This window comes from Brevundimonas sp., from assembly GCF_013912005.1.
In the GTDB taxonomy this organism is placed as follows: Bacteria; Pseudomonadota; Alphaproteobacteria; order Caulobacterales; family Caulobacteraceae; genus Brevundimonas.
In genome coordinates this window covers 1-9,542 of record NZ_JACESB010000037.1, presented here as the reverse complement: position 1 = coordinate 9,542, position 9,542 = coordinate 1, and the positions used below count along the sequence as shown (strand labels likewise).

The window sequence follows — 9,542 nt, the reverse complement described above, 5'->3', positions numbered from 1 at the left end:
CGCCCCCACCACGCTCTCATAGCCGAACAGCCCCTGCGCCCCGCCGGTGTGCAGGAACACCACCGTCTCGCCCTTGAATCGGCCGGCCCGCGCCAGGGCGATCAGCCCCTTCATCGCCTTGCCGGTGTAGACCGGATCCAGCAGGATGCCGTCGGTCCGCGCGGCCAGCTTCAGCGCCTCGATGACGCCCTCGTCGACCAGGCCGTAGCCCTCGCCGACATAGTCGCAATCCGCGACCACCATCTCCGCCGTCACCGCCTCGGGCCGCCCCAGCAGGGCCGCCGTCTCGCGCGCCAGCTTGAGGACGTTCTCCTCCTGCTTCGGCTTCGGCGCCCGCACGCCGATGCCCAGCACCGGAATGTCCGCCCCCATCACCGCCAGTCCGGCCACCAGGCCGGCGTGGGTGCCGGCGCTGCCCGTCGCCGTGACGATCCGGTCGACCCTCAGGTCCAGTTCGTCGGCCCCGACCACGATCTCGCGGGCGCAGTCGACATAGCCGAGCGCGCCCACCGCGTTCGAGCCGCCGCCCGGGATCACATACGGCCGCCCGCCGCGCGCCCGCACCTCGGCCGCCGTCTTCTCCAGCTCGGCGGCCATGTCCGAGCCGCCCGGCACGAAGCGGTGCCTCGCCCCCAGCAGCCGGTCCAGCAGCACATTGCCGTTGGCGACATAGTCGTGCGCCTTCGACCCGGTCCGCTCTTCCAGGATCACCTCGCAGGCCAGGCCGTGGGCCGCCGCCGCCGCCGCCGTCTGGCGCACATGGTTCGACTGCACCGCCCCCTGGGTCACCAGGGTGTCGGCCTCCTGCTCGAAGGCCTCCCCCAGCAGGAATTCCAGCTTGCGCGTCTTGTTGCCGCCGCCGGCCAGGCCGGTGCAGTCGTCGCGCTTGATCCACAGGTCGACGCCCAGTTCCTCCGAGAGCCGCGGCAGCGGCTCCAGCGGGGTCGGCAGATGGGCGAGGCGGACGCGGGGGAAGCGGGCGAGGTGCATGGCGGATCTCCGGTGAGGCGCCTCCTCTAGCCCCGATCGCCGGGCGCGCGAAGCGGGCGGGAACCCCGGCCGGAGACGGAACGGGCGAGCCACTACGCCGGGGCGCGGCTGCCCGACCAGTTCGACGGTTACGTCTGGATCGACCGGACCCGCGCCCTCACCCCGCTCGCCGCCGGCCCGCCGGACCAAGGCCGCGCGTCGGACACCTGGCCCTTCGGGCTGTGAGCCTCAGCTGCGCGCCACCGCCTGGAGCATCAGGCCCACGAGGCGGGCCCCCGAGGGCCGCACCTCGGCCATCAGCGCGTCCAGCTCCGGCGCCAGCGACGGGGTGATGCGGGCGCTGGCCATGGTCCAGTCGTTGAACAGCCGGGCCTCCACCCGCCAGCGGTCGATGATGACGATGTCCCGGTGGCGCGGGTCCTTCGCCAGCCGCCGCTGCAGCATGTCGATCTGGCCCGGGTCGCCCTCCAGCACCTGCAGGAATCGCCCGTTGTGCACCGCCAGCGCCCCGGTCAGGCCGGCGCGGGCGTTGTTGCGCCGCGACTCGCCCAGCAGCTCCGCCAGGGAGACCAGCACGTCCGTCGGTCGCGTCGCCGTGCTATGGTAGACAAGGCGGTCGATCTGGCCGGGCATCCATCCCTCCGTGGGCGAATCGCAAGCTAGCGCGCGACCGCTGCACACGCCACAGACGCCGTCGACTTCACCGACCGGCGCCCGGCCCCGCCCCCGGCCCGGAGGATGCCCGCGCGGACAGGCGAAAAAAGCGCCTTGCGGGCGCGGAACCGAACCCGGGGACCGCAGTTTATTGCCCGGACCTTGCGGCGATGCGCGCTCGACAGTGTCCTAAAGCGGCCCCGGTCTCTGCCACGCCCCCCGACGCAGACCGGGGCCGCACCTTGTCTGGAGACAGGGATGAGGGATGAGAGTCCCTCCCCGTCCCGGCCGCCCGCCCCTCTTCCCTCATCCCTCATCCCTCGCTTGCCCCTCCGCGCATGCGGCGGGATGCTGTCGCATGGCCGAATCGCCCGCCCCCTCGCCGACGCGCCTGCGCGACCGCGCCGCCACCGAGGCGGCCATCGTCGACGCCGGCGAGCGCATCCTGCTGCGCGACGGCTTTCCGGGCCTGAACGTCCAGACCCTCGCCGCCGAGGCGCGGTGCGACCGCAAACTGGTCTATCGCTATTTCGACGGGGCCGACGGCGTCGTGGTCCGGCTCGCGGCCCGGGCCGCCGCCGAGCTGGTGCGGGCGCTGGACGCCGCCCCGCCCGCCGCCGGCGACAGCCTGCGCGCCTTCGCCCGCGCCAGCCTCGCCGCCTGGCTGGCGGCGCTGAGGTCCAGTCCGCTGAGCCTGCGCCTGATGGCCTGGGCCCTCGTGGAGCGCTCGCCCCTGCTCGACCGGATCGAGGCCGAGCGCGCCGCCCTGCTGCAGGCGTGGATGCGCGAGCGCCGGCCCCGGCTGCGCGTGCCGCCCGAGGGCGATCCGGTGGCCATCAACGCCGTGCTCCTCGCCGCCGTGCAGCAACTCGCCCTCGCCGACGGGGCCGCCGTGGGCGGCCTGCCGCTCGACGACTCAGGCTGGAGCCGCGTCGCCGCCGCCCTCGACCGCCTGCTCGCCGTCTTCCCCGACTGACCGCCGCCGCGGGAGCGAAAGCGCCGCTCCAGCGTTGCCGTTGCATGATCGTCAGCCTCGCCTTCGACGCCCGGCGCGAGCGCCGCTACGCCCGCGACCTGGCCCGAGCCTTCGGCGGGGCCCTGCTGTTCAGCCTGCCGCTGCTGATGACCATGGAGATGTGGTGGTTCGGCTTCATCCTCGAGCCGTTCCGCCTCGCCGTCTTCCTGCTCGCCGCCCTGCCCCTGCTGCTCGGCCTGGCCTTCTACGCCGGCTTCAGCGCCCGGCACCGGGGCCTCGGCCACGCCCTGCTCGACACCCTCGTCGCCCTGGCGGTGGGCTTCCTCACCGCCGCCGCCGTGCTCAGCCTGTTCGGCGTGTTCCAGCCCGGCGCCCCGCCGCGCCAGCTCGTCGGCCAGCTCACCCTGCAGGCGGTGGCCGGCGCCATGGGCGCCCTGCTGGCCGGCCGGCAGCTCAGCGCCGGCGAGGACGAGGTCGGCGACGAGGCCCAGGCGACCTGGCCGGGCGAGCTGTTCCTGATGGTCGCCGGCGCCCTGTTCCTCGCCCTCAACATGGCCCCGACCGAGGAGATGATCCTGATCGCCTACCGGATGACCGCCGGCCACGTCGCCGCCCTGCTGCTGGTCTCCCTGCTGCTGATGCACGCCGTCGTCTACGGCGTCGGCTTCGCCGGGCAGGAGGAGCAGGGCCGGCCGCTGACCGCCTTCTTCCACTACACCCTGCCCGGCTACGGCCTGGTGCTGCTGACCAGCCTCTATGTGCTGTGGGTGTTCGGCCGCACCGACGGCCACGGCCTGCCCGAGACCGTCGACGCCATGGTCGTGCTCGGCTTCCCGGGCGCGCTCGGCGCCGCCGCCGCCCGGCTGCTCGTCTGATGGCGCCGCGGAAGAACAAGGCCCCCGGGCCGCCCCCGGCCCCCGCCCTGCTCGAATGGGCCGCCGGCGGGCTGGGCGGGCTGATCGTGCTGGCCGCCCTGGCGGTGATCGTGGTCGAGGCCCGGGGCCCGCGCGACCCGGCGGAGGTCTCGGCCCGGCTCGACTCCGTCCGCCCCGCCGGCGGCCGCTGGCTGGCCGAGGTCGAGGTGCGCAACAGCGGCGACGAGACCGCCGCCGCGGTCGAGGTCGAGGGCCGCCTCGGCGCGGCGACCGCCACGGCCACCCTCGACTACGTCCCCGCCCACGGCCGCGAGCGCGTCACCCTGGTGTTCGACGCCGACCCCCGCGGCCGCGCCGACATCGCCGTCGCCGGCTGGTCCGAGCCCTGATCAGCCCCGCGCCGCCGGCGGTTGAACCCGCCGTCCCTTGCGCCTAGGGTCGGCGCGTTCTCCGGGGGGCCGCGCCTGAGCGGCTGAGATTGGGGTGATCCCCTGACCCGTCGAACCTGATCCGGGTCATGCCGGCGAAGGGATGAGATCGTCGCCCTCCCCGCGCGAGCGGGGGACTGCGCGCCCGTCGCCGGCGGACCCTCTGCACGCAGAGGCCGCCATGAACGTCCACGTCACCGATCCCCACGCTGATCCGGCTCAAGCAGCGAGCGACCGCGTCGCGAGCGATAGCCGGACCGGCGATCTCGCCCTGTCCGAGGCGAAGAAGCGCGTGGAGACCGCCACCGGCGCCGTCCCCACCGGCCCGCGCCCCGGCCGGCGCAAGGTCTACCAGCCCGGCGTGCTCCACCCCGACATCCGCGTGCCCTTCGCCGAGATCGCCGTCCACCCCAGCGCCAACGAGCCGCCGGTGACCGTCTACGACCCCTCGGGCCCCTACACCGACCCCGACGCGACCATCGACATCCACAGGGGCCTGGCCGAGGTCATCGCCCCCGACTGGCGCCTCGCCCGCGGCGACATCGCCCCCGAGACCTCGCCGCGCGAGGTCAGGCCCGAGGACAACGGCCACGCCTCGGGCAAGCACCTCGCCCCCGCCTTCGACGTCAGCCGCCACCGCGTCTTCAAGGGCGTCCCCGGCCGCCCCGTCACCCAGCTGGAATACGCCCGCGCCGGCATCGTCACCCCGGAGATGGAGTTCGTCGCCATCCGCGAGAACCTGCGCCGCGAGCAGGCGCGGGATGAGGGAAGAGGGATGAGGGATGAGGGAAGAGGGATGAGCCCCGGCGGCGTCGTCACCCTCGCCGACGGCACGACGGTCCCGACCCCCTCATCCCTCATCCCTCATCCCTCATCCCCTCGCGACGGCGAATCCTTCGGCGCCGCCATCCCCGACTTCATCACCCCCGAGTTCGTCCGCGACGAGGTCGCCCGCGGCCGCGCCATCATTCCGGCCAACATCAACCACCGCGAAGTCGAGCCGATGGCCATCGGCCGCAACTTCCTGGTCAAGATCAACGCCAACATCGGCAACTCGGCCGTCCTGTCGAACGTCGCCGACGAGGTCGACAAGCTGGTCTGGGCCACCCGCTGGGGCGCCGACACGGTCATGGACCTGTCCACCGGCCGCAACATCCACAACATCCGCGACTGGATCGTGCGCAACAGCCCGGTCCCCATCGGCACCGTGCCCATCTACCAGGCGCTGGAGAAGGTCGGCGGCGTGGCCGAGGACCTGACCTGGGAGGTGTTCCGCGACACCCTGATCGAACAGGCCGAGCAGGGCGTCGACTACTTCACCATCCACGCCGGCGTGCGCCTGCCCTTCGTGCCCCTGACCGCCAGCCGCGTCACCGGCATCGTCTCCCGCGGCGGCTCGATCATGGCCAAGTGGTGCCTGGCCCACCACAAGGAGTCCTTCCTCTACGAGCGCTTCGCCGAGATCTGCGAGATCATGCGCGCCTATGACGTGTCGTTCTCGCTCGGCGACGGCCTGCGCCCCGGCTCCATCGCCGACGCCAACGACGCGGCGCAATTTGCTGAGCTACGGACTCTTGGCGAGCTGACCAAGGTCGCCTGGGACCACGGCTGCCAGGTGATGATCGAGGGCCCCGGCCACGTGCCGATGCACAAGATCAAGGCCAACATGGACGAGCAGCTGAAGCACTGCCACGAGGCGCCCTTCTACACCCTGGGGCCGCTCACCACCGACATCGCCCCCGGCTACGACCACATCACGTCAGCCATCGGCGCGGCCATGATCGGCTGGTTCGGCACCGCCATGCTCTGCTACGTCACGCCCAAGGAGCATTTGGGCCTGCCCGACCGCCAGGACGTCAAGGACGGCGTCATCACCTACAAGATCGCCGCCCACGCCGCCGACCTCGCCAAGGGCCACCCCGCCGCCCGCGCCTGGGACGACGCCCTGTCCCGCGCCCGCTTCGAGTTCCGCTGGGAGGACCAGTTCAACCTCTCGCTGGACCCCGAAACGGCCCGCGAATACCACGACGAGACCCTCCCCAAGGAAGCCCACAAGACCGCCCACTTCTGCAGCATGTGCGGCCCGAAATTCTGCTCGATGAAGATCAGCCAGGACATCCGGGAGGCCGCGCGGGGTCAGAACGATGCGGGCGCGAGCCTGGACTCAGACGAGGCGGAGGCGGGGATGCGGGAGATGAGCGAGAGGTTCCGCGCCGGGGGCGGGGTGGTGGAGGTGAAGGTGTGAGGCTTAAGAAGACGCGCCCGCCAAACATATTGGGGCGGGTTTGTCGTTCTGCACTAGTCCGAGCAGGTCTCCTCAGAACTTGCGTTAAAGGTTGAGCGTGAGTTCTCGCAAAGCGACCACTACCACCCGGTCTCGCCACTCTTTGAAGCGGTCCACCAGCTTCGGAAGGTCCTCATCGTAAAAGAACACAAATGCTTCTTCCGCAACCCGGATGAGGCTGCCACGCGATTGACCATCGTCGTCAGCGTCTTGGAACTCCAGAAATGGAGCACAGGTGAGGCTGCCGTTGAACGGTCGGCCCAACGCATGAAAAGCGAAAACAAGCTTCGCCTTTCTCTGCCAAAACATACTAAACGATACCCAGGCTCTGTATTCTTGCGTATCCGCGTAGTAACCGAAATGTTTCTTTGCGTTCTCGATTATCTGAGATCGATAGAAGAAATCATTGGAAGGATCGGACCTATGAACCAAGGCGTTTGCGGAGGGGTCTACCGCCCGCAGCGCTGCCCGAACGTCCGGGCAAATCTTCCGCAGGTATGTCTCCGTTTCGGCCTCAAGTGCGTCTGAATGCCCGAAGACGCGCTGCAATTCCTCCAGCCTGCGTGCGTGTATCTCGTCGGCCACCTTCTTGAGACCAGCCAAGACTGAATGCACATCCGCGTCCGCAGTGAGCATGTTCTCGGAAATCGCTGTAGCTCGTCGAAACTGCGCTCTTTGAAATTTCGCGATTATCGAAATTAGCGGCGACAGATCCCCAGCGTCTGCGGCCTCTAGGGCATCAATGTAGATCTTCTTCTCGTCGCGGTTGATAACCAACGGGAATAGCCCCGCTTGGATCAACACGAGTGACGCTAGGGCTCGAGCTACCCTGCCGTTTCCATCTTGGAACGGGTGTATCTGCGCGAAGCGGTGGTGCAACCACGCAGCTGACACTTCGGGGGACACACCGTCCCTCTGATGCGCATGATGCATCTCAATCAGACGGTCGATCTCAGAAGCAACTTGTTCAGGTGGGCAATAGGCGTGAAGTACGCCATCCCTAAGGGGGTAGTTTGGTTGAACCTTCCAGTCTCCTCTCAGAAGCGGGACCTCCACCTCTCGTCCCAACCCGTCCTCTGCCGTGGTCGTGTGCTGACTTCTCAGCAGCGCAGCATGGATTTCTTTGATGTAGGAAGAGGTCAGCTCTCGACGGTTAGCTACGAAGTCAAACACGCCTTCGAGCGCATCTCTCTGATCCTTAAGAAGCTGAATTACATATTCGCGGGGCTGGTTTGTCGAACCGTGCCACATGAGTTCTGCTTGGAATCCATGCTCGATGAGCGTCTGAGTGACACCACGGTCTATGTCGTAAAGTCCCTCAATGACTCCTGTCTCAATCGCCCATTCTCGGGCCAACTTGTCACTGAACTCGGAAAGCTGTTTCGAGCCCTTGAGGCGCTCACGTTGCTCCTTCCAGATCTTCTGAATGCTCTCAATTTCGGTCGCCCGGATGTCGGGCCAACCAGCCGGAAGATCCTCGATTCCGGTCTGGGGATTCCAAATATTGACAGTAGACGTCACGGTGAGCTGTGGCCTGCGCTGGCTGAGAGTCGAGCTTTGCAGATAGCGCCCTTTACGCGCTCTGGAAACAAATCCATTGGTGCAAAGCGGGACACACACCCACTTCCCGCGCTAACCTCCCCCCATGCCCACCGCCGTCCTCCTCGCCGGCCCCAACGGCGCCGGGAAGACCACCTTCATCAACCAGTTCCTGCGCGAGCGGGCGACGGCGTTCCACTTCGTCAATCCGGACGAGGTGGCGCGCGACGTGCCGCCGGGGCCGAACCGCGACCTCGTCGCCGGGCGGCGGGTGCTGGAGCGGCTGGACGAGCTGGTCGCGGACCGGGCCGACTTCGTGCTGGAGACCACCCTCGCCACCCGCTCCCACGCGGTGCGCCTCCGCGAGTGGAAGGCGGCGGGGTATCGGGTCGAGCTGGTCTATCTGCGGCTGCCCTCGGTCGAGGCGTCCATCGCCCGCGTGGCGCGACGGGTCGAGCGCGGCGGCCACGGCATCCCGGAGGCGGACCTCCGCCGACGCTTCCCGCTCAGCCTCGACTACCTGGAGACGGTCTACAAGCCGCTGGCGGACAGCTGGAAGGTCTACCTCGGTGGCGACGGCGCCCCCGAACTGCTAGATTGGGGACCGAAATGAGCCTGACCTTCGACAACGAAACCGTCCTGAAAGCCCTCCGGCGCGCCGCCGAAGTGGCCCGGCACGGCACGCGCGAGGAGCAGTCCGGCCGGTTCCTCCCGCCCCCCGGCTGGAAGGGCCATCTGGTCACCGCCGCCGACCGCGCGCCGTCGCCGAAGAAGAAGCGGGCCTGACCGTCCCGTCTCCTCCCCGTTCCGCAGGAATGGGGAGGGGGACCATCCGGAGCGGAGCGAAGGATGGGGGAGGGGTGAAGCCGCCGCGCAGATCCTTCCAGCGACCGCGCACGGCCCTTGCACCCCTCCACCGCTTCGCGGTCCCCCTCCCCATCGCTGCGCGACAGGGAGGAGACACTCACAGTTCGTCGGCCATCCCCCGCAGCGCCTCCTCGAACACCCCGGCCGGCTGCCCGCCGGAGATCAGCCACTTCCCCTCCACCACCACCGCCGGCACGCCGGTGATCCCGCGCGAGACCCACAGCGCCTCCGCCGCCCGCACCTCGGCGGCGTAGCGCCCCTCGGCCAGCACCGCCGCCGCCTCGTCGCGGTCCAGCCCCGCCGCCGCCGCCGCATCGGCCAGCACATCGGCGTCGGTCATCGTCCGGCCCTCGGTGAAATGGGCCCTGAACAGGGCCTCCTTCAGCGCCCTCTGCTCCGCCATCCCGATCGTCCCGGCCCAATGCAGCAGCCGGTGGGCGTCGAAGGTGTTCCAGATGCGGCTGTCCTCGCCCATGCGCATCCCGAACCCCGGCCACGCTTCCGCGGCCCGTTCGGCGATCATGACCCGGTTCCTCGCCGACTGCTCCGGCGTCGCCCCGTATTTGCGGCCGATGTGGTCGACGATGTTCTCGCCCTCGGGCGGCATCTGCGGGTTCAGCTCGAACGGCTGGAAGCGGATCTCCGCCGCGATCCCCTCCCCCTCCAGCCGCCCCAGCGCCTCCGTCAGCCCGCCCAGCCCGACCACGCACCAGGGGCAGACGATGTCGGAGACGAAGTCGATGTGCAGGGTCTTCATGGCGGGGCTCCGGTTCAGGCCGCCAGACATAGACCTTCCCACCCCGCCCTTCATCCCGTGACAGCCAGCCTGCCGGTCGGCCGGCGGGGGTCCTGCATGGGAAGGAAGGCCGGCCCCTGCCCCCGTCGACGACGCCCCACGACCGCTTCTGACGCATCCGCCCCCTATCCTC

At 69.6% G+C, this 9,542-nt stretch carries 10 protein-coding genes, 1 pseudogene and 1 riboswitch; of the genes and pseudogenes, 7 read left to right on the top strand and 4 right to left on the bottom strand.

What is annotated here, in order from left to right:
* A partial coding sequence (locus tag H2038_RS14615) for a D-cysteine desulfhydrase (RefSeq protein ID WP_292114826.1) occupies positions 1 to 990 on the bottom strand: 990 nt, incomplete at its 3' end.
* A 66-nt stretch (positions 991 to 1,056) separates the two neighbouring features.
* Here H2038_RS14615 and H2038_RS14885 point away from each other — a divergent pair.
* Positions 1,057 to 1,215 (top strand): annotated as a pseudogene (locus tag H2038_RS14885) (erythromycin esterase family protein); the annotation flags it as partial.
* A gap of 3 nt (positions 1,216 to 1,218) precedes the next feature.
* Here the strand turns inward: H2038_RS14885 and H2038_RS14610 are convergent.
* Positions 1,219 to 1,623, bottom strand: a complete 405-nt coding sequence (locus tag H2038_RS14610; protein WP_292114823.1) for a BLUF domain-containing protein — start codon at positions 1,621 to 1,623, stop codon at positions 1,219 to 1,221.
* A 379-nt stretch (positions 1,624 to 2,002) separates the two neighbouring features.
* On the opposite strand from H2038_RS14610, the gene H2038_RS14605 reads away from it, so the two are divergent.
* The 4 genes from H2038_RS14605 (at position 2,003) to thiC (ending at position 6,168) form a co-directional block, all read left to right on the top strand.
* Positions 2,003 to 2,620, top strand: a complete 618-nt coding sequence (locus H2038_RS14605) for a TetR/AcrR family transcriptional regulator (protein ID WP_292114820.1) — start codon at positions 2,003 to 2,005, stop codon at positions 2,618 to 2,620.
* Between the two features lie 44 nt (positions 2,621 to 2,664).
* A complete protein-coding gene (locus H2038_RS14600) occupies positions 2,665 to 3,495 on the top strand; it encodes a TIGR02587 family membrane protein (RefSeq protein WP_292114818.1) in 831 nt (276 codons plus the stop codon).
* On the top strand, positions 3,495 to 3,884 hold the full coding sequence (locus H2038_RS14595; protein WP_292114816.1) for a hypothetical protein: 390 nt from the start codon (positions 3,495 to 3,497) through the stop codon (positions 3,882 to 3,884). Before H2038_RS14600 ends, H2038_RS14595 begins: the two co-directional genes overlap by 1 nt.
* Before the next feature lie 52 nt (positions 3,885 to 3,936).
* A riboswitch (TPP riboswitch) is annotated at positions 3,937 to 4,045 on the top strand.
* A 59-nt stretch (positions 4,046 to 4,104) separates the two neighbouring features.
* On the top strand, positions 4,105 to 6,168 hold the full coding sequence (gene thiC / locus H2038_RS14590) for a phosphomethylpyrimidine synthase ThiC (RefSeq protein ID WP_292114815.1): 2,064 nt from the start codon (positions 4,105 to 4,107) through the stop codon (positions 6,166 to 6,168).
* An 84-nt stretch (positions 6,169 to 6,252) separates the two neighbouring features.
* Here thiC and H2038_RS14585 read toward each other — a convergent pair whose 3' ends face one another.
* Positions 6,253 to 7,728 (bottom strand): Fic family protein, encoded by a 1,476-nt coding sequence (locus H2038_RS14585; RefSeq protein WP_292114813.1) that lies wholly within the window; start codon positions 7,726 to 7,728, stop codon positions 6,253 to 6,255.
* A 124-nt stretch (positions 7,729 to 7,852) separates the two neighbouring features.
* On the opposite strand from H2038_RS14585, the gene H2038_RS14580 reads away from it, so the two are divergent.
* A complete protein-coding gene (locus H2038_RS14580) occupies positions 7,853 to 8,359 on the top strand; it encodes a zeta toxin family protein (protein WP_292114810.1) in 507 nt (168 codons plus the stop codon).
* The gene (locus tag H2038_RS14575; protein ID WP_292114808.1) at positions 8,356 to 8,532 is read left to right on the top strand and encodes a hypothetical protein; all 177 of its coding nucleotides are present in this window, start codon (positions 8,356 to 8,358) and stop codon (positions 8,530 to 8,532) included. The genes H2038_RS14580 and H2038_RS14575 overlap by 4 nt, the downstream gene beginning before the upstream one ends.
* Before the next feature lie 178 nt (positions 8,533 to 8,710).
* On the opposite strand, the gene H2038_RS14570 is transcribed toward H2038_RS14575, so the two are convergent.
* The gene (locus H2038_RS14570; protein ID WP_292114806.1) at positions 8,711 to 9,370 is read right to left on the bottom strand and encodes a DsbA family oxidoreductase; all 660 of its coding nucleotides are present in this window, start codon (positions 9,368 to 9,370) and stop codon (positions 8,711 to 8,713) included.
* Positions 9,371 to 9,542: the final 172 nt, after the last annotated feature.